Origin of the sequence: Evansella clarkii, from assembly GCF_002019695.1 — a bacterium.
GTDB classification, from domain to species: domain Bacteria; phylum Bacillota; class Bacilli; order Bacillales; family Salisediminibacteriaceae; genus Evansella; species Evansella clarkii.
In genome coordinates this window covers 4,081,352-4,101,081 of sequence record NZ_KV917376.1, presented here as the reverse complement: position 1 = coordinate 4,101,081, position 19,730 = coordinate 4,081,352, and the positions used below count along the sequence as shown (strand labels likewise).

The window sequence follows — 19,730 nt, the reverse complement described above, 5'->3', positions numbered from 1 at the left end:
AATGGAAACTGCGAAAATAATTAATATAACTACATTGCCTGAAAGGGTTCAGCTTTTTGCCAGGCACCTGAGGGAATATGAAGTTGCTGCAGGGCCTGGAGAGATCATCCTCTTTCTACAGGCGGTCGCAGAAACAGGGCCAGGTGACGAAGAAAATTTTAAGGCGATGATGAGGATGATTTTCTGTTCAAAAAAAGAGGAACTGGAGATTTTTAATATGCTGTATCCTCTTTATTTCAGCAAATCAGCACTGACTAATACTATTGACCGTAAACGAATCCATCTTTCATCTAACTTAGCGGAGAAACAGAGTGACCATCAAGAAGAAAAAAACCAATCAGTAAAAAATAAATCAAAAAAAGAGGCAAAACAAACTCTTGAGGCAATCCGGCTCGCAACAGCTGTTCATAATACAGAGAAGCAACAGAATAGTAGTGAACGTGAAGCGAGGACAGCTGCTTTACCAATTAATCAGTCTGCAGCAATATCAGCAGAATCAGATAAAAAAGTGGAAACTAAAGTTTGGAAAGCGTCGAGATTTACGGGAAACAAGTTTCACAATATCCAGGTTTCCTTTGAAAAAGATAGTCTGACAGCATTTATATCTGCCGCACGGATTTTTGACAAAAACATAAAAATTAAACAAGGAAGACGATGGAAATCCCAGCATAAAGGTAAGCGGATAGATTTCCGTAAGTTGATGCGGAAAATTATGCAGACAGGGGGAAGAGCAGCACTGCTTCCCAAAAAAGCTCGACCTGTCCGGAAAACCAAATATCTTTTGCTCTGTGACAGCAGCCGTTCCATGGCGGATTTTTCGGTGAACTTCCTCCAGTTTGCATACGGCCTTACCCTGACTTCCGGGAAGGCAGAAATTTTTCTGTTTTCCAATACGTTAAAAAGAATTACACAACAGTTTAAAAACATCCAGGATAAAGGAGATCCAGCGTTTATTTTTTCCAGTGAAGAATGGGGAAGCGGCACCAGGATCGGTGATTCGTTCATTAAATTAACTGAAAATTACGAAATGATGTTAACGAAAGATACGATCGTCCTGATAGGCAGTGATGGCCTTGATACTGGTAAAACGGAAAGCCTGAGAAAGAGTATGGAGATATTTCAGAGAAAAACAGCAGGAGTGGTCTGGTTTAATCCTCTTTTGGCGGTTCCTGGATATGAGCCGGAGGCAAACGGAATGAAGGCAGCACTTCCATATATAGATTCGTTTCTTTCAGCGGAAGATGCATCCTCTTACCAGAAGGCCGCATTTAAAATTAGAAATCGGGAGTGGGGGAAATGAACGAGAATAAACGAATATCAGCGTTAATGGCAGCAGAACAAAAAAAAGGGAGAAAAACCGCTATCGCAACTGTTATCCGGGTGAAAGGATCTGCCTACAGAAGAGAAGGAGCGAAAATGCTCATAGGAGAACAGGGGATACTCACTGGGATGATATCCGGCGGCTGCCTTGAACCGGATGTGGAAGAAACGGCAAAAGCCGTCATGCAGATGGGTAAGCCGGAACTGAAAACATATCATATGGATGAAGAACTTGTGTGGGGCCTCGGTCTTGGCTGTCCAGGAACAGTAGACATATATATTGAGCCATTTTCCGCAGAGTATGATGAGGCATATGGAAGCTGGGCTGATTCAGTACAAAAGGAGATCCCGGCAGTATTATGCACTGTTATAAGAGGGGATTCTCAGGAAAATATAAGCGATGGCGACCGCTTTTGCATAAAGCCTGAAGGTTTGTATGGAAAATGCCTGAATAATGAACTGGCAGAAAAAGCGGCGAAAATTGCTGTAAGAAAGCTTGGCGAACAAAATCCTAAGTCCGGAACTACTGTACTATCGATCGGAGACTATGAAATTGAAGTTTTTATGGACTTACACGTTCCGCCTCCTGGCTTATTAATCTTCGGTGCCGGCCATGATGCAGTTCCGCTGGCTAAAAGAAGCACGGAGTTAGGATTTAAAACTACCGTGGTGGATCCAAGACCTGGATACAATACAAAAGAGCTTTTTCCTGGATCGGATTGTATCCTCATCGACCCGGCAAAAGCTGAAAAGGACGATATCCTAATTACAGAAAGGACGTATGTGGTAATTATGAATCATCATCTTGAGAGGGACGTCAAATCCCTTGAACTTGCTCTTAATTCCTCCGCCCCGTATGTTGGTGTTCTTGGCCCCCGCTCAAGGCTGGGACGGTTGCTGGACAGACTGGAGGAAGATGGTTTCAATTTTACGGAAAACCAGCTGGATAAAAAATTATTTGGCCCTGTTGGCCTTGATATTGGCGCTGATACGGCTGATGAAATTGCACTCAGTATTATGGCTGAAGTACTTGCTGTAAAGAATGGCCATACAGGTGGTTTTCTCAGGGAACGACAGGCGATTCACAAGCCTGTTAGAATCACTTAAATATGGCTGGGGAAAAATATCCGGTCGCTGGTATAATTCTTGGAGCAGGAATGTCAAAACGTATGGGAACGGCTAAACAGCTGCTCCAGCTAGGGAAGCGCAGTTTACTGGAGGTTACGATAACAACCGTTCTGCACAGTGGTTTTTCCAGAGTTTTTGGAGTAATTGGTCATGAAGCAGAACGCATCCAGACAGAGTTAGAAATATCTGATGAAAGATTCCAGTGGCTATTAAACGAAGAGTATAAGAAAGGCCAGAGTACTTCTCTTTTTACAGGTCTCCAGCAAGCACTTAATGAAGAGTATTCCTCAGTTATGATTTTTCTTGGGGATATGCCTTTTATAAAACAGGAAACTATCGAATTTGTGCTGTGTTCAGGGAGGGCGATAGGTTCACAGACTGAAAAACCGTTTATGCTGCAGCCGGAATATAATCAAATTCCAGGTCACCCAGTCTACCTTGGAAATGTACATGAAGGGATGTTTCCATTTTTAGCAGGAGACGAAGGGGCTAAAGGGCTTAAAAAATCTCTTCATTTATATGAACGTCTCCGTGTCACCGATCCAGGATGTGTCTTTGATATTGATACTCCTGAAGTGTATAAAAAAGCGAAAAAAATAAATTTTTAGCTTGCGGGAAGGTGGTTTGATTTGTCTTGTCCAGAGTAAGGAATTTGCTGGACAAATGTTGGAGCCAATGAGCAAATTTGTCCAGAGTAAACGAATTGCTGGACAAATTACAGTGAAAACTCACAAATTTGTCTGGATTAATACCCTTTTTCTACCAGATATCACAAAATTAGTATTTTTGCTGGACAAATGTTTGGAGAATCGGTTTGATTTGTCCAGAGTAAGGAATTTGCTGGACAAATGTTGGAGCCAATGAGCAAATTTGTCCAGAGTAAACGAATTGCTGGACAAATTACAGTGAAAACTCGCAAATTTGTCCAGAGTAAGGAATTTGCTGGACAAATGTTGGAGCCAATGAGCAAATTTGTCCAGAGTAAACGAATTGCTGGACAAATTACAGTGAAAACTCACAAATTTGTCCAGATTAATACCCTTTTTTATACTAGCTATTACAAAATTAGTATCTTTACTGGACAAATGTTTGGAGAATCGGTTTGATTTGTCCAGAGTAAGGAATTTGCTGGACAAATGTTGGAACCAATGAGCAAATTTGTCCAGAGTAAACGAATTGCTGGACAAATGTTGGAGCCAATGAGCAAATTTGACCAGAGTAAACGAATTGCTGGACAAATTACAGTGAAAACTCACAAATTTGTCCAGTTTAATTTAGTCTTCGTTTGGTTTCAAACTTCCGTTTTAATGTTCTCCTCCTCTGCTTGAGCCGGAGTTCCAGTTGATGTGTATGTTCATTAGCCCTGTTGGTTTAATAGCAGCAGCTTATTTTGGTTCTTTATACCTGAACTCATCCAGGGTTTTGTCTGTTGAATAACTGATCTGGTAAATATCATTCTTATCTGCCCAGTAATGATACGTAACCTCTGGCTCGTTTTCAAAAACCACTCCAATATAGTAGGGGTTGAGGTGTTTGTAGCCTTCCTCACGGTGAGGAACGGTATTTATTTTCCAGACTTCATTTGGAAATTGTTGTTCTAAATAGACTTCCACCAGTTCTGTTTTCCGGTCAATTTGTGCGTCGATCCAATGAGGGCGGGCAATATAAAATACACAGTACGCGAGAAAAACAACTAAGGCTAATGACCATCCAAACTTTCTCCATTTCCCTCTTAAGAAGAGTGAAATAATTATGATTAATGCGATGGTAATGCCAACAGCCATCCATTCAATCAGCACTGCTGGATGCATACAATCCCTCCTGCCGATAACTAACATATCTTCTTATTTTCCAATCTTGGTGGAAAACTTTTACAACAACAGTATATCACTTCTTACTGTAATCGGTATAAGTTTCTTTAGAAATGTAATTGCCTTAACCCCGGCCTGTCATAATTCAAAAGCCCGTACATATTTATATTCACGGGGGTGTTTTTTTGAACAGGTTAATCATTGGGGTTTCTGCAGTAATGACTGTGTTTATTTTAGGTACTTGGATAGTATCAGGAGGGCCTGGCGCCGGGTCGTCAACAGTGGATTCTGAAAGTAAGGAAGTGACGGAACAGGATTTAGTTGATGAATTAAGAAGCCTTACGATCACGTTGCAGGAAGGTCTGGATTTTGACGGCCAGATTGGTGACATAGAAATTGGGTATGAAGAGCATATTACTATCCATACCTTATTAGATGGCAGCGGAGATGACACGAGCGAGATAGCAGAAGAAATAAAATCCGCTGTGGAGAGCATTTTAGAGGCAAAAAAACAGGAGCTCATGTCAGATATTAGTTTATATAAAATAAATATCAGAGATAAAGATGGAAAAGTGATAATAGAATAATTGTTTTTTACATGAGAGCTGAAGTTGAAAAATTCAGCAAGTTGCCCTTATAAATGATATGCTGTAAACAAAACATTCAGGAGGAATAAGCGAATGGAAGTTTACCAGGCTTCAATGGAGGATTTAGAAGAAGTGTCCCGGTTATTTAACCTGTACCGAATATTTTACGAACAGCCATCTGACAGAGCCGGCGCAGAAGATTTCATAGAAGAGCGGCTCACGCAGAAGGATTCTGTCATCTTTACCATTAAGGAAAAAGACAGGTACTTAGGTTTTACCCAGCTTTATCCTTCGTTTTCCTCGGTGTCTATGAAAAAGACGTGGATTCTAAATGACTTATTTGTTGCTGAAGAAGCAAGGAAAAAAGGAGCAGGGGAACTGCTTATGAACAAAGCCCGGGAATTTGCCGAAGAAACAGGGGCAAAGAGCCTCAGCCTCAGCACCGCATTCAACAATCATTCCGCACAGCGTCTATATGAAAGACTCGGTTACAAGCGTGATGAACAATACTTCCATTATGAACTAGCTCTGAAATAAAACAAGACTGCGCCAGCGGTCTTGTTTTGTTGTGGAGAAAATTGATGGCGAGGCAGCTGACAGCCTGGATATAGTAGTTCCGCCTGTTACCTTGTCTGGCACTGTCTACAGTAAAAATAAGCCGGTAAGAGATGGATATGTCGCAGTTGCAGCACTAGACGAAGAAGGGGAACCATTCACATGGCATGAGAACTGGATCAGCGATAATGGAAAGTATGTTTTCCGTCTTCCTGATGGCAGTTATCTGCTCGAATATGCCGATGCTTTCACAGGGGAAGTCGTTTATTTTGATAAACAATTTTTTATTAGCGAAGGTAAGCTTTTTGTAGATGGTGAAGAAACAGATTCGTTAAACCTCCATCTTGATACTGGTAAGACAACTCCATAACTATCGATGGAACCTGACCTTGCTGATGCCAGGTCTTTTTTCTTTTCTTTCATTAAACCTAAAGAAACCGGTATAAAAGAGGGTTTTTCTTACATACTTGTTAATACGATGGGCTCTTTTATTACATGTTCATTGGTATGAGGTATGAGCCGCAGGAAAGTCCATACAGGTTAAGGAACGGAAAGGGGAAAAAATGATGCAGTGTGTGGGGAGTATTCTGTCTTCGGAAAAATACGGCCTGGAAAAACCAATTATTGTACTGGAAGATAAAAAGAGACTTTTAAACTACCACGGCAAGGGCGCTGGTTTCTTCTTTTCAATCAATAACCTGGATACAAGGATCCTTACTCTTTTTACAGAATCAAACGAATTGGCATACTCTGGGTGCATACTCGTTTATGACTACGCGAACTTTACCTCAGATGACAGGATAAAAGAAGCGATTATCTGGCATGAGATCGGGCATTTAACCTACCCGGTCCGCAGCGGGAAAGAGCTGGACCTTATAGCAGAAATGAAGTGTGACATGCTTGCGGTAAAAAAAGCAGGGAAAAGAGGACTGGAAAAGCTGCTGCAAAACATACTGCTGGCAGGAGAAAAGATGAACAATGACATTTTAATGGATGCAGCCAGAAAAAGACTGGATTTTATTAACAAACAATACAGCCTGACAGAAAAGAAAATAGAAGAATTGAAATAGAGTTTTCTATTTGCTATGACTGCATATGAAATGCAAAAACCTTCCAACACCGTTTATAATAGAACTCGCAGAATAATTCAAACAACTGGACGAAATAGGAAGTGACTTGTATGAGTGAAACGATCAGGAAATTGTCAGAGAATGATTTTCATTTTTTAAAAGCAATGGATACAGGAATAGAAGATGACTACGTGGAGCGGATATTTGATCGTCTTACTTCCGGGACACATCATCTCTACGGAATGTTCGATGGTGACCACATGATATGCATGGGCGGCTATACGATTTTTGCCGGTAAGTATGCCATGCTCGGCCGGCTCAGAAGTGACCAGCATTTCCGGGGAAAAAATAATGCGACAAAGCTTATTGCCAGTGTGATGGACCAGGCATTTCAAGAACCGGGTATCAAGTGGGTGGGTGCGAACACCCAGGAAGAGAACATCCCGGCAAGGCGAGTGCTGGAAAAGCTTGGGCTCCCTGCCCATACACCGAGGCATGGTGCTGTCACAAAGGATACGGCTGTACTGGGAAACGGCCGTGCAAAGTGGATAAAAATAGAGTCACATCAGCGGAAGAAGGATTGGCTGGAAGAAATATATATAGAAAATTCCGCGGTTTTTCCTTACGAAGTCTATTATTCCTTCCCAGCTTCAGAAGCGTTATTCCCGGAGGAGAAAGTAAGCGAATGGTCGTTTTATGAAAATGAGGCAGGCACACGCGTACTCATAACGAAAGAGGATCAGAAGAAATACCATTACTTGCATGCCGTCTATCCATGGGACGATCTTGCCGAGCAGCAAGGGCTCTGGGAAACGATAAAAGCAGATTACGAAAAGTTAGCGCGGGAAAAAAAGCAGGAAGATGAAGAGGAAACATATATATGGATGGATCTAACTAAAACACAGGCTGCTGCTCTGCCTGTAGGGCATGAGTTTAAACTGCCTTCACCCTGGATTCTCCATGGAGCATTTAAAGAAGACTGGCAAAAGGGCCGAGTTGGCGGGAAACAATTTCAAGTGTATGGTAATTAAATGTCTCTTAAAAGCATGGTTATCAATAATCATGCTTTTTTGGTTTACGGGTAAAATGCTTTTGATCAGGGGTTGCGGGAAACAAGAGTAACCAGCCATAGATGAAACCGGCCGCATATTTTTTCGTATGTAATAAAAGAGGTGAATAAAGTTGGCAAATATCATTTTAATTATAGTCACAAGTGCTGCCCTTCTTTTGTTCTTCAATTGGTTAATGGGTTATCAAAAAGGCAACATTATTATTGATTTTGAGGAAAGACATTTTAATCGAAATGAATATGTAGCAGCTATTCATTCAACACTGGAAAGTGAAGGAAGGGAAGTAAGTTAAGAGGGTAAAAGTTTATTTTTAATAGATGGAAAAAATATTTATTCCTTAAAAGAAATGTTAATGTGGGAGGAGTTCCTGTCCAGCGAACGATCCTCCAGCCCGTTAAATAATAAGGAGTGGTGGGAAATATGGATCTTGCAGTTATCCTTACTGTAATCACTTTATTAGCCATTTTAGCAGCCTCAGTGTTAAGTGTGCGTTATTTTATGTCCAGGAAAGGCTTCCGTGTTTTTTCTGAAATGCGCCTGCATCTCGTTTTAATTCTGGCTGTTACGCTTGTTTTCAGCCTGATCAGCTACAATACATATGTGATGAAGACGGAGCCTGCAATGATTCACGGAATTTCTTCCATTCTGTTTCTTCTGCTCTGGTTTATTTATAGTTTTTATATGGCAGGACAGAAAAAACGAAACTACATACCATTTTTGACGTTATATTGGGGTGCCGGGGCTTTCCTTATTTTGTTTGGTCTGCTTACTATGTTTCCTTTTGTATTTTATCCTGCTGTTTTCATCTACACGGTTCCGTTGTATGGTGGTTTCTCCTACTTTTTTGATGTGCTTCCCTCTTTCACACTTGAGTTTGCCAGTATAGCTCTGCTTTATTTTTCCAGCCTTGCTGGTTACGGTATGGGAAGGCTTTTTCTCGCTAACCGGATGTCACAGTGATTTTGTCAGCTGATTGACGAAGATTCTAAGCGGGAATAAGAATTACATGAGTGAACTGACCAGCAGGAGGAGGCAAAAAATGAAGAAACAAGTTCAAGGGTTATACAACACAGAGCAAGAAGTGAAAGAAGCGGTCGGGAAACTGAAGACGGAAGGTATCCCGGCGGAGGAAATCGCCATTATTGCAAATGATAGTGAAAACACCGAATGGCTGAGACGGGAAACAGGGGTTGAAGCAGATTCTGATAAACTCCCCGTCAACAAAGAATTCGAAGAAGCGGATACTTTCTGGGAGAAGGTAAAAGCAGCTTTTAAAGGGGAAGAAAACAGAACCGGCTACCATTCATTCGGATACGCAGGCCACTTTACTAAGCTGGGTTTATCGGAAGAAGAAGCCGAGAAGTATGACAAAGAAGTTCGGGAAGGAAAAATCGCGGTACTTGCTCCTTTATCAAGATAATCACAGAAGAAATTGAAAAAGGCAGGGAAACCGCCTGATGTAGTACAGTTTTGGAGTGCATTAGTGGAATTTGTACCCATTACTGTACTTCTTTTTTTAGATAAGGGCATTTTGTGAGCTATCTTGTAATTGCCGGAAATCATTTGGTATTTTTATGGTAAAATAAGGTTGTGTGCAGCCCAGCGATCGGCCTATCTTAAATAAGAAGGAGGAGGAGAATGGGTGGGAAAGTTACTATTACAGCATTAAAATATCCTGATATTCCCCATTACGAATGGAAAGGAGAATTACTGGAAAAAACGGAAGACTATGTCCTGGTACACTGCAAACCTGGGAGGAGATTAAAGCATTACACCAAGGAAGCGACTTTTACGGTAAATAATACATCATTAGAATATTTCTCTTTAAAAGAATGGTTTACCGTGGCGATGGAAATACAACAGGGCAAAGTTCTTTCATACTATTGTAATGTCGCCAAGCCTTCCGTGTTGAACGAAGACAACATTAGCTTTGTTGATTTAGACTTGGATTTAGTAAAACAAAATAATAAGAAATGGCAAGTTATTGATCAAGAAGAGTTTGAGGTTAATAGTTCTACATATAATTACCCTTTCGAACTTAAAGAGGCGGCAATTCAAGCATTAGAAGAACTAATGGGGAAAGTGGAAAATAAAGAATTTCCATTTGTAGAGAATCCGCTTGAAGGACTAACTTTATGAACTGGCAACAATGTACTTCATTGTGAGGCTCTTAGAAGAAAAATATTTACATAATATAGGGAGAGATACTTGTGTCAGACGAAATAAATAAAGAGATATTGAAAGAGCTCAAAAATATTAATGAAAAACTTGATAAATTAGATAACACTAAATATGTGCCACCAATGAAATTTATAATAAATTGCATCCTAGTATTTGCTGCAGTTTTATTTGCAACATTATTACTTAGTATGATTCCTTTGTTTTTTTAGTAAAGGCTATTGTTGAAAGATTAAATACATAACGGGGTGCCAAAATGATAATAAGAAGAGCGAAGTCAGATGATGCACAAGGAATTGCGGAAGTTCATGTGGATAGCTGGAGATCGACTTATCAAGGCATTATCCCAGATGATTTTTTAGACAATTTATCTGTTGAGCAACGAACAGAACTATGGAAGATAAATATCGCAAAAGAAGAGAATTATGTTGTTGTAGCAGAGAATAATGCAGGGCAAATTATAGGTTTTGCAGATGCCTGGAAGAGAGATAGCAATGCAGTGGAAAATGCCAGTGACTTAACTTCGATTTACCTGCTGGAAAACTATCAAGGAAAAGGAATAGGTAAAAGGCTGTTTCAAGCACAATTTGCTCATTTTAAAAAAATGGGTTATGAAAAAATATTTGTTGAAGTTCTTGAAGAAAATAAAACTCGATTTTTCTATGAATATTATGGGGCGAAATTAGTTCAAACAGTTCAAATTAAAATAGGTGGAAAAATATTAAACGAACTAATCTATGTATGGGAGAAGGTTGATGACGTTATTGAAAAAATAGAATCCCGATAGTCTGATTTTCCCAATTAAAGTATGCATTTTTTCAATAAAGGCATTTGAATTTCAAAAGGTGACATAGCTGTATTGGTGCTAACCTGGTGGTTTTATCTATTGTGATAGAGTATATGTTCATCTTATGGCTGGACTAATTAGTATGCTCATAATAAAAATATAAAAAAGTAAACACTCTTCAACGAAAGTTTAAGTGGTAATAAAAGTACTGTTGCTCTTTTATACTGCAAACATAGATAGCTAATAGTAATTAGTTAATGGCCGAGGTGAAGGTATTGAATAATAAAACATCCATTGAAGTATATATAGAATTTGTAAAACTTGAACCTGGCTTGGACTTTTCTCTGACAACTGTAACAGATAAACTAGGTATTACTCCAACTGATACGGAAAAAATTGGTCAATGGGCTAATTCCTTAAGACAATATAGGTTTACATCATGGAAATATAGTACAGGATTAGTTGAAACATTAGATTTTGAAATGCTTATGGAACAAATTGTTGATACCTTCAAAGATAAAAGCAATATTATAAAAGAATTAAAAAATGAGCTGGGGTTAGGAACAGTCATACGAGTAGTTACTTACGTTGTTGAGGGAAGGTCCCCTGGATACTCTTTCCCGGTAGATGTAATGAAATTTGCAGTAAGCATAGACACTCTAATAGAAATAGACGATTATGTTTATGGGTTTGTTGAAGAAGAGAATTAATATTAATCGTTAATAAAAGAAACTATCGTTGCTTTGCTTGACCATCCATTAAGAACAGCATTTTAACGGAGTTGAATTAAATTGACTAACTTATATTTTGTCAGGCATGCACATTCTGCCTATACACCAGATGAATTAGGGAGACCTCTGTCAGAAAGAGGTTTTACTGATATGCCTAAAGTGAATGAAATCTTAACTGCGGAGAATATTGACATTGTTATTGCAAGTCCATATAAGCGTGCAATTCAAACTGTGGAAGGTGTCGCAGCATACATAGGTAAAGAGATTGTAGTTTTAGAGGGTTTTAAAGAACGTAATTTAAGCCCAGTCCCAGTTGAAGATTTTAATCATGCAATCACTAAAGTATGGGATGATTTCAGTTTTTCCCTGGAAGGTGGAGAGTCAAATAATATGGGTCAAGCCCGCGGCGTGGAAACCACTTATACTGTGTTAGATAAATATAAGGGTAAAAATGTCGTTATCGGTACACATGGCAACATAATGGTCCTGATTATGAATTATTTCGATAGTCAGTTTGATTTCCCGTTTTGGAAAAAGCTCGATATGCCCGATATCTATAAGTTAACTTTCGATGGCAAAGAGTTAAGAAGTGTAAGCAGACTGTGGAAAAGAAGATAAACTGTTCTTAACTATCAGGACTGACAATACGATTTTTTATTTGGAGTAAGAAGGTTGTTTAAAGCAGATATTGATAAAGAAACGCATTTAGCAATACTGGAACCAAGGCACGCTGCTGAATTATTTAATTTAATTGAAGGCAGCCGTGACAGCATAGGTAAGTGGCTTTCATTCCCTAATTATACAAATGAAGTTAAAGATACAGAGAAGTTTATTGAAAAATCTTTAAATAGATTCGCTCTGAACAATGGTTACTGGGCTGGAATCTGGCATCAAGGAAAGATTGCTGGTTCAGTAGGTTATCTGAATTTTGACTGGAATAATAATAAGACAGAGATTGGGTATTGGCTGGGTGAAAACTATGAAGGATTGGGATTAGCAACGAAGGCCTGTAACTTACTGGTCAAACACGCCTTCGACGATTTAGAAATAAATAAAGTGGAAATCAATGTCGCCAGTATAAATATAAAAAGTAAAGCTATCCCGGAACGATTAGGTTTTTCAGAAGAAGGAACAATAAGAGATTACGAATATTTAAATGGGCAATACCTCGACAGAACAATATATGGGCTGTTAAAAGAAGAATGGATGAACAAATCATGGAAGGTTGGCAATTCATAATTCACGCCATTAATAATAGGGGGTATTATTTTTGAACGCAAAGATATTTAATGAGATTGTCTCCATTACCCATCATGATTATTCAGGAAGCGAAGATAAAAGAGGATGGGATAACCCGGAAAAATACAAATGCCAAATAGCTTTGTTAGAGGAAAGAAATGAGTTGACCCCTGAGGCCTTTACTAATCTGGTTCAGGATTACTTACTGGATTTCAAGGACCGGCACATGTACTTTAAGTTAACCGGGAGCAAAGAACATAAAGTGCATGACAATGGCTTTCAGGTTAAAAGGTTTGGAGATAAGCTATACATAACACATGTTTCAAAAGAAGAACGTGTTAATATCGGTGATATCATTCTTTCGTTAGATAATAAGCCAATAAGTGAATTGGCAAGGAAACATAAAAGAGAATTAATTGAAGATGTGGCGGAAAGAGAAAATTGGAAACAAGTCATTCAAAAATATTCTAATTGCGAAGTTAAAGAAATAAACGGCGATATAAAAATGATTGATCTGAAACAATATGAAAAGAGTAAATATGTCCCGCAACATACAGTACAAAAAGTCAATAATGATACCTTACTGATGACACTATCGGATTTCTCCAGTCTGACAGCAATTCCTGATTTAATAGCTGATGTAGAAGAGGATCTTCAAACCGTTCCCAATTTAATCGTTGATGTTAGGGAAAACGGCGGCGGGAGCGATGCTGCATATAAAGAACTTATGCCATATCTTTTTCCTGAAGGTTCAACTCATGTAACATTTGAAGATTCTATGCACTCCTATCATTGTACGAGGCGAAACTTTGAATTAACTAAAAAATATTTAGGGCAGTTTATGGAAGAAGTTCAGGATAAAGAGCTGAAAGAGCATTTACATATGTTCCTGGTAAAATTTGAAGAAAATGTTGGAAATGGATTTAAGATATTATTCGAAGAAACCCCTTCAATGACTATTGAAGGGAAGAAATTCCCGCAACAGGTGGTTGTACTAACAGATGTTAACTGCGGGAGTGCAGGTGAAGATTTCGTTGAAAGTTGTAAAAAATCTTCCAAAGCAACTGTGATTGGCAGATGACTGCAGGTGTCAATAATTACTCGAATCTCACAATAATGGAGTGGGAAGGGGTATTCGAGCTCTGGTATCCAACATCAAGAATAGAATACGGTTTAAATAAAAAGGACCGGGTCAAAAATGGAGGAATTGCACCAGATATTTACATACCATGGACTCCGCGGCATATAACGGAGGATGTGGACTTAAATAGAGCAGTTCAATTTTTACACTCTTCTTAGTATTACTCCCAAAGTACACCAATTAGCTGGCTTTTCTGTTCTGGCACGTTTAACGTTCTGCCTGACCATCCAAGCCAGCTTCTTCTGAGAAGAGCTCCATCACATAATCCTTCAGATCAAGTATTCTTAATTTTTCTGGCTCCTTGTCTGTTCCTGCAATAACGAGAGCGGTTAAAGTATCATTTTTATGAATGCCGCCATGCTCTCCGCCGTCAGGATAGGTGGGGAGTGTGTCTCCCCAGAAAGAATATCCTGGCTCCGCTGCAAGGACAACCTTTTTTGCTTCATGGGAAAGGAAAGAAGTATAGAGCTGGTTCAAAACATCGGGATAATCCTGATAGGAGATCTGCCCAGTTATCTCATCTGCTTCAACAGAGAGTATCCCGGTGTCTCCGTCTATGGACCAGCTCTGCCCGTATTTATCAAGCCATTCGCCTTCAGGCTTAAAACGGAACATTGTATCACTGTCAGGGGAAATGACAGTTACCCAGTTGCCCGCTTCCTCTTTATCCATCCATGCTGCAAAGGCCACACGCTTGTCCTGCATCGCCTGCTGTCCCAGGTAGGGGAGTATTTCTGTATCATAAGGATCGTATATATAAGCCATTCGCTGATTAATGCCGAACGCTATGTTTCCTTTGTGTACAGGATCTCCAAGCTGAGCGGACGTAAATTCAGAATACAAATTCTGCAGATTAATCGTAAGCTCCTCTTCATCTTCGGTTAGTTTGTCAGAGCCATGGTCCCCAAGTACGATAAAAATGTTTTCTTCGAGAGCGTCTTCCCAGCTGCCGTATGCGTTTAGAATTCCTTGAAGGTACTGATCCGTTTCTTCAAAGCCCTTCAGGTAATGAGGACTGTGCCGGTGAGCTTTTTTATCAAAATCAGGTAGAAAGATCAACGTGAAATCCGGCTGTTTTCCTTCTTTTATCAGAGCTTCCATCACTTCTGCGGAAAACTTGTCATTTAAACCATATCTGCTGAAGACCCCGTCAGAAAAGTCGGTTTCCTCCAGAACATCCGGAACAGCAAGCTTGCCAAAAGCGAGTAGGTCAGGCCCTTTAGTTTCAATAGCATTAGGAATGCCCAGTGCTTCGTTAATAAACCCTGGAATTTTCAGTTTATGTTTGTCCTTCCCCTGGTAAATAACTGTATTAATGGCACCACTCGATAAACCTTTTTCCTCCAGGTCTTCGAACAGGGTAGTAACATTTTGACTTAAATGCTGATTATTAAGCTTATAAAGAGCATCATGCATACTTGTTTTCACCCCAAGGGCAAGCCAGGTCTGGAAGGAGGAGCCATAGTTCACAAGCCTGTCTTCTGACTGATCGTACCAGTAGAGCCCGGGAACTTTGTGCTTATCAGCCATTTCTCCGGTAAGAAGTGTGCTTTCAATAGTAACTGACATCGTGGGAAACGGAGATACTAATTCTTTATAATACTGGCCGTTTTCAACCAGAAACTGGAGGGCAGGCATGCTTTCTTCCTGCAAAGCACTGTCGACGAGGGAACCCATCATTGTATCCACAATGATCATCACCACTTTTTTTCCGTCATAATCACTATTTTCAATGGATGCGGCCAGGCCTTTTTGCCCCGGATCCTGTTCGTCATTCTGGCAGGCAGAGACAATACATATGAGGAGAATAAATAACAGTTTTTTCATGGAAGCCTCCAAAAAATTTCGTGTTAAGTTATATATTTCCTTGGTCTGGCAGTTTTTATGAATTCGTTATTTTAAACATATTTAAAAAATTAATATTAATTAGTGAGTAAGAAGTGATTTTCTTTTCCATTATTCTGTTTTAATATGAAACTATACCAGAAAAGTATATTTAATTTATAATCTTCGAAATTTTACTATACTGTTTATTTTTTGTGAAAAAGGAGGCAGTCATGGATGAAAAATAAAGTTGAACTGCTCGAATTAGAGCTCAACGCCTTATTAACATCTTCCAAAGATAATATTGTAATTACAGATGGAAAAGGTACGGTTTTAAAGGTCAGCCCAAACTGCCTTGACATATATGGGGTGGGATATCAGGATATCATTGGAAAAACGGTATTTGAGTTAGAAAAAGAAAATATTTTTACCCCGTCTATTACAGTTAAAGTTCTGAAAGAGAAAAAAGAACGCCAGAGTATGCAGTATACAAAAGCGGGACGTACTGTCCTTGCAACGGGAATGCCAGTTTTTGATGATGACGGTTCGATCGTAAGGGTGATTAGTTTTTCTTACGATCTGACAGAAATAGAAGAGCTGAAGGAAAATTATGACGAGCTGCAAAAGCGGATGGGACAATATGAATATCAATTAGAAGAGCTGCGGTATAAAGATGCGTTTGAGGAAGGCATTGTGCTAAAGAGTAAAGCGGCTAGCAGAGTATGGAAGCTGATTGAAAGGATTTCCAGATCAGAAGCTACAGTCGTGTTTCTTGGAGAATCTGGTTCAGGGAAAAATGTGCTTGCCAGGGCTCTTCATAACAGAAGCGACCGTGCCGGCGGAAGCTTTGTGGAAGTGGACTGCAGTGCCATCCCGGAATCTCTGTTTGAATCGGAAATGTTTGGCTTTGAGTCAGGTTCTTTTACCGGAGCAAATAAAAAAGGAAAACAAGGGCTGATCGAGCTTAGCGACGGAGGGACTTTATTTCTCGACGAAATTGGTGAGCTGCCATTCGTTGTGCAGTCAAAATTGCTTAAAGTTCTTCAGGAAAAAATGGTGACACGAGTAGGCGGCCTTAACCCGAGGAAGATTGATTTCAGATTAATCGCAGCGACGAATCAGGACCTTGAAAAAATGGTGAAAGAAGGGAAGTTTCGCCAGGACCTTTTTTACAGGCTTAATGTAATTCCGATCGAAGTACCTCCGTTACGGGAGAGGAAAGAGGATATTCCTTTACTTATCAAGCATTATCTTCAGGTTCATAACGAAAAGTACAGTACTCAGAAACAATTTAATCCTCTTGCCCTGGAGCAGCTTATCTCATACAACTGGCCGGGAAATGTACGGGAACTGGAGAATATGATTGAAAGAATTATACTTACTTCTGATCAGGATATTGTTGGCACTGAAAGTCTTCCTCTTACAGTACAGCAGTATTTCGGAGAGTCGGCTCAGGATATTACTGAAATGCCAGCTGGTGGAGAAGAGGCAGCAGATTTCAGACAGGCATTGGAGAATTTAGAGAAACGATGGCTCCGCCGTGCATACCGCCAGTTTAAAACGACCTATGAAATGGCTGAATATCTTGGTATCAGCCAGTCTACCGTTGTCAGAAAACTAAACAAATACCATATTAATTCAAAAATGAATTAAAATGCATAAATGAATCAAAGGTAAGGCTGCCAATGCATTTTTGCATTAATGTTCATGCAAACAGACACAAATTAGCCACATCTAAGCCCTCTCTAAAGTTGGCATCATTCTTGCACTATATAGAAAGTGCACAGAATAATTTTCAACCTTAGGGAGGGCATTTTTAATGTATCAGCCAAAAGATTCGTCATTATCTCCCCGCTTTTGCGGTGTACGTACATTTATGAGACTCGAGCAGATTACTACAACTGATAATGTGGACTTTGTAGTTGCAGGTGTCCCTTTTGACACAGCAGCTTCATACCGCACAGGACAGCGGGGTGGTCCGCAGCATATCAGAAACTTCTCTGTTTTGCTTCGTCCATACAACCCCGATCAGGACATAAATATTTTTGATTATTGTTCAGGAGTAGACTATGGGGACATTGACGTAATTCCTGGAAACATCCATCGTACATATGAAAACATACAAAATGGATTAAGGCCCATCCTGGAAAGGGAGATTACACCTGTAATACTGGGAGGCGACCATTCCATTACTTTAGGTAATCTCCGTGCTTTTGCAGAAAAATATGGTCCGGTTGCACTTGTGCTTTTTGATGCTCATGCAGACACATGGGATAACTATTATGGCGAAAAGTACATGCATGGTACACCATTCAGGAGAGCAGTGGAGGAAGGGCTTATCGATGTGGAACATTCTATTATGGTCGGAATGCGCGGCTCGCTGTATGGACCAAATGATATGAATGAAACGAGAGAGCTTGGTTTTGAAGTAATTACAATGTCAGAATTCAGAAAGATCGGGCTTGACGAAGTGATGAAAAGAGTCCATAACCGTGTTGGCAGTCACCCTGCATTTATTTCCTTCGATATTGATTTTGTAGATCCATCCTTTGCACCAGGTACTGGAACACCGGAAGTATGCGGGGCGACGAATGTAGATGCAATCGAATGTGTGAGGAGGCTTCACGGATTAAACTTCAAGGGATTCGATCTTGTGGAAGTCCTGCCGCCATATGACAGTGGAGAAGTAACTGCAGTCATGGCTGCTAACATTGCACACGAAATGATTACCCTGATTGCTTTGAAAAAACAAAAGGAACAGGAGAAAGTTAAGAAAAAGGAAGAGACTATTACAGCTGCAGAGTAAAACGAGGAGGATTCTTCAGTGGAGAAACAACTTTTTATTGATGGAGAGATGGTAAAAGGGGCAGGAAATCTCAGAAAACTTATTAACCCTGCTACGGAGCAGGAGATAGTAACGGTTTATGAAGCTTCTGTGGAGCAGGTGGAGCTGGCTATACAGTCAGCAAGGCTGGCTTTTAAAGAAACGAACTGGAAAAATGACAAAGAGGGAAGAGCAGTTTTTCTCATGAAGCTCGCAGGAAAGCTGGAAAATAATTTAGAGACTATGGCTCAACTTGAAACTGAAAATACAGGAAAACCTATTCGCGAATCAAGGCTTGATATGGAGGATTCTGTTAGTTGTCTGCGATATTATGCTGATTTGCTTATGGAACAGTTCCCGGAAAAGATGGAACAATGGGATGGCTCCGAAAGTGTTGTAAAAAATGTCCCTTATGGGGTTACCGGTCTGATTGTCCCGTGGAACTTCCCGTTACTTCTTGGAATATGGAAGATCGCTCCAGCTTTGGCTGCTGGAAACACAGTTGTTTTCAAACCATCAGAAATGACACCGCTGTCAATGATTAAACTTGCTGAGTTAATTAGTGAATGCTGTCTCCCGAAAGGTGTTTTTAACCTCGTGCTTGGGGACGGAAAAACAGTCGGGCAGACAATAACTTTAAGTGAAGATGTTCATAAAATCTCCTTTACAGGAGGCACGGATACCGGACGAGTTATCAATGAACAATGTGCCAAAACTTTTAAACATGTTTCCTTGGAACTCGGTGGTAAATCCCCTCTTATAGTGTTCGATGATGTGAATATTGAACAAGCAGCAGAATGGGCGATTTTCGGTGCATTCTTTAACCAGGGGGAAGTTTGTGTAGCCTCCTCGAGAATTCTTGTACATGAGAATATTTTTGCCGCTTTTACAGAAAAGATGGCAGAAAAAACTAAGAAAATAAAACTCGGAGATCCATTTAGTGAAGAGACGGATATGGGGCCGTTAATCAGCAATGATCATCTGAAAAAAGTAGAGAGTTACGTATCAAAAGGCTTAGAAGAAGGAGCCACTTTAGTTACAGGAGGAGAACGTTATGGTGAGCAAGGTTATTACCTTACTCCCGTAATCTTCACAGATGTTCAGCCGGATATGGGAATTGTTCAGGAGGAAATTTTTGGTCCGTTTTGTGTTATCCAGACATTCAGAAGTGAAGATGAGGCGGTGGAAATTGCCAACGGAACAAAGTATGGTCTTGCTGCCGGAATACTTAGCAAAGATGCGGAACGTGCAGAACGTGTGGCAGATCAAATTGACTCAGGGATTATATGGATTAACAGCTACCATACACCGTTCGTTAATGCACCCTGGGGCGGATTTAAACAGAGCGGCACTGGAAGGGAGCTCGGCCCGCATGGTCTTGCTGCCTATTCACAGCCTAAACATCTTAATGCAACTGCAGTAGTGGGGGATCTTGGCTGGTATAGGTTTTAATTAATTTACTCCT

General features: G+C 40.1%; 23 protein-coding genes. 21 read left to right on the top strand and 2 right to left on the bottom strand.

The window, feature by feature from the left end; genetic code table 11:
- Position 1 precedes the first annotated feature (1 nt).
- Genes BK582_RS19345 through BK582_RS19335 form a run of 3 tightly spaced genes read left to right on the top strand, consistent with a single transcriptional unit; the run spans position 2 to position 3,056 of the window.
- A complete protein-coding gene (locus BK582_RS19345) occupies positions 2–1,300 on the top strand; it encodes a vWA domain-containing protein (protein ID WP_078596613.1) in 1,299 nt (432 codons plus the stop codon).
- On the top strand, positions 1,297–2,427 hold the full coding sequence (locus tag BK582_RS19340; RefSeq protein WP_078596612.1) for an XdhC family protein: 1,131 nt from the start codon (positions 1,297–1,299) through the stop codon (positions 2,425–2,427). The genes BK582_RS19345 and BK582_RS19340 overlap by 4 nt, the downstream gene beginning before the upstream one ends.
- A 2-nt stretch (positions 2,428–2,429) precedes the next feature.
- Entirely contained in the window at positions 2,430–3,056 is a 627-nt protein-coding gene (locus BK582_RS19335; RefSeq protein WP_078596611.1) for a nucleotidyltransferase family protein, read from the top strand.
- Between the two features lie 777 nt (positions 3,057–3,833).
- On the opposite strand, the gene BK582_RS19315 is transcribed toward BK582_RS19335, so the two are convergent.
- Entirely contained in the window at positions 3,834–4,259 is a 426-nt protein-coding gene (locus tag BK582_RS19315) for a hypothetical protein (RefSeq protein ID WP_078596607.1), read from the bottom strand.
- Positions 4,260–4,444: 185 nt separating this feature from the next.
- Here BK582_RS19315 and BK582_RS19310 point away from each other — a divergent pair, with 185 nt between their 5' ends.
- The 15 genes from BK582_RS19310 to BK582_RS19240 all read left to right on the top strand — a co-directional run bounded on the left by BK582_RS19310 (position 4,445) and on the right by BK582_RS19240 (position 13,557).
- Positions 4,445–4,846: a hypothetical protein gene (locus BK582_RS19310; protein WP_078596606.1), complete on the top strand. Its 402-nt coding sequence runs from the start codon at positions 4,445–4,447 to the stop codon at positions 4,844–4,846.
- A gap of 93 nt (positions 4,847–4,939) precedes the next feature.
- On the top strand, positions 4,940–5,383 hold the full coding sequence (locus BK582_RS19305) for a GNAT family N-acetyltransferase (RefSeq protein ID WP_078596605.1): 444 nt from the start codon (positions 4,940–4,942) through the stop codon (positions 5,381–5,383).
- A 31-nt stretch (positions 5,384–5,414) separates the two neighbouring features.
- Positions 5,415–5,771 (top strand): hypothetical protein, encoded by a 357-nt coding sequence (locus tag BK582_RS19300; RefSeq protein ID WP_078596604.1) that lies wholly within the window; start codon positions 5,415–5,417, stop codon positions 5,769–5,771.
- A 205-nt stretch (positions 5,772–5,976) separates the two neighbouring features.
- Complete coding sequence (locus tag BK582_RS19295) at positions 5,977–6,471, top strand: hypothetical protein (protein ID WP_209020967.1); 495 nt, start codon at positions 5,977–5,979, stop codon at positions 6,469–6,471.
- Positions 6,472–6,581: 110 nt separating this feature from the next.
- Positions 6,582–7,502, top strand: a complete 921-nt coding sequence (locus tag BK582_RS19290; protein ID WP_078596602.1) for a GNAT family N-acetyltransferase — start codon at positions 6,582–6,584, stop codon at positions 7,500–7,502.
- A gap of 151 nt (positions 7,503–7,653) precedes the next feature.
- On the top strand, positions 7,654–7,833 hold the full coding sequence (locus BK582_RS27880; RefSeq protein ID WP_244895431.1) for a hypothetical protein: 180 nt from the start codon (positions 7,654–7,656) through the stop codon (positions 7,831–7,833).
- Positions 7,834–7,961: 128 nt separating this feature from the next.
- Entirely contained in the window at positions 7,962–8,501 is a 540-nt protein-coding gene (locus tag BK582_RS19280; protein WP_078596601.1) for a hypothetical protein, read from the top strand.
- A 79-nt stretch (positions 8,502–8,580) separates the two neighbouring features.
- Positions 8,581–8,961: a YflT domain-containing protein gene (locus BK582_RS19275; protein WP_169911145.1), complete on the top strand. Its 381-nt coding sequence runs from the start codon at positions 8,581–8,583 to the stop codon at positions 8,959–8,961.
- A 218-nt stretch (positions 8,962–9,179) separates the two neighbouring features.
- Positions 9,180–9,680 (top strand): DUF402 domain-containing protein, encoded by a 501-nt coding sequence (locus tag BK582_RS19270; protein ID WP_078596599.1) that lies wholly within the window; start codon positions 9,180–9,182, stop codon positions 9,678–9,680.
- A gap of 71 nt (positions 9,681–9,751) precedes the next feature.
- On the top strand, positions 9,752–9,931 hold the full coding sequence (locus tag BK582_RS19265) for a dynein light chain family protein (protein WP_078596598.1): 180 nt from the start codon (positions 9,752–9,754) through the stop codon (positions 9,929–9,931).
- A 44-nt stretch (positions 9,932–9,975) separates the two neighbouring features.
- A complete protein-coding gene (locus BK582_RS19260) occupies positions 9,976–10,506 on the top strand; it encodes a GNAT family N-acetyltransferase (protein WP_078596597.1) in 531 nt (176 codons plus the stop codon).
- A 275-nt stretch (positions 10,507–10,781) separates the two neighbouring features.
- Positions 10,782–11,216, top strand: a complete 435-nt coding sequence (locus BK582_RS19255) for a DUF4279 domain-containing protein (RefSeq protein ID WP_169911143.1) — start codon at positions 10,782–10,784, stop codon at positions 11,214–11,216.
- A gap of 81 nt (positions 11,217–11,297) precedes the next feature.
- Complete coding sequence (locus BK582_RS19250; protein WP_078596595.1) at positions 11,298–11,855, top strand: histidine phosphatase family protein; 558 nt, start codon at positions 11,298–11,300, stop codon at positions 11,853–11,855.
- Between the two features lie 54 nt (positions 11,856–11,909).
- Positions 11,910–12,476: a GNAT family N-acetyltransferase gene (locus BK582_RS19245; protein ID WP_078596594.1), complete on the top strand. Its 567-nt coding sequence runs from the start codon at positions 11,910–11,912 to the stop codon at positions 12,474–12,476.
- Between the two features lie 31 nt (positions 12,477–12,507).
- Entirely contained in the window at positions 12,508–13,557 is a 1,050-nt protein-coding gene (locus BK582_RS19240) for a S41 family peptidase (protein WP_078596593.1), read from the top strand.
- Between the two features lie 267 nt (positions 13,558–13,824).
- Here BK582_RS19240 and BK582_RS19230 read toward each other — a convergent pair whose 3' ends face one another.
- Positions 13,825–15,444: an alkaline phosphatase family protein gene (locus BK582_RS19230; protein ID WP_078596591.1), complete on the bottom strand. Its 1,620-nt coding sequence runs from the start codon at positions 15,442–15,444 to the stop codon at positions 13,825–13,827.
- Positions 15,445–15,678: 234 nt separating this feature from the next.
- Between BK582_RS19230 and BK582_RS19225 the strand changes: the two genes are divergently transcribed.
- The 3 genes from BK582_RS19225 (at position 15,679) to BK582_RS19215 (ending at position 19,717) form a co-directional block, all read left to right on the top strand.
- Positions 15,679–17,094, top strand: a complete 1,416-nt coding sequence (locus tag BK582_RS19225; protein ID WP_078596590.1) for a sigma-54 interaction domain-containing protein — start codon at positions 15,679–15,681, stop codon at positions 17,092–17,094.
- A 166-nt stretch (positions 17,095–17,260) separates the two neighbouring features.
- Positions 17,261–18,247 (top strand): agmatinase, encoded by a 987-nt coding sequence (speB, locus tag BK582_RS19220; protein WP_078596589.1) that lies wholly within the window; start codon positions 17,261–17,263, stop codon positions 18,245–18,247.
- 18 nt (positions 18,248–18,265) lie between these two features.
- On the top strand, positions 18,266–19,717 hold the full coding sequence (locus tag BK582_RS19215) for an aldehyde dehydrogenase family protein (RefSeq protein ID WP_420841235.1): 1,452 nt from the start codon (positions 18,266–18,268) through the stop codon (positions 19,715–19,717).
- Positions 19,718–19,730 lie beyond the last annotated feature (13 nt).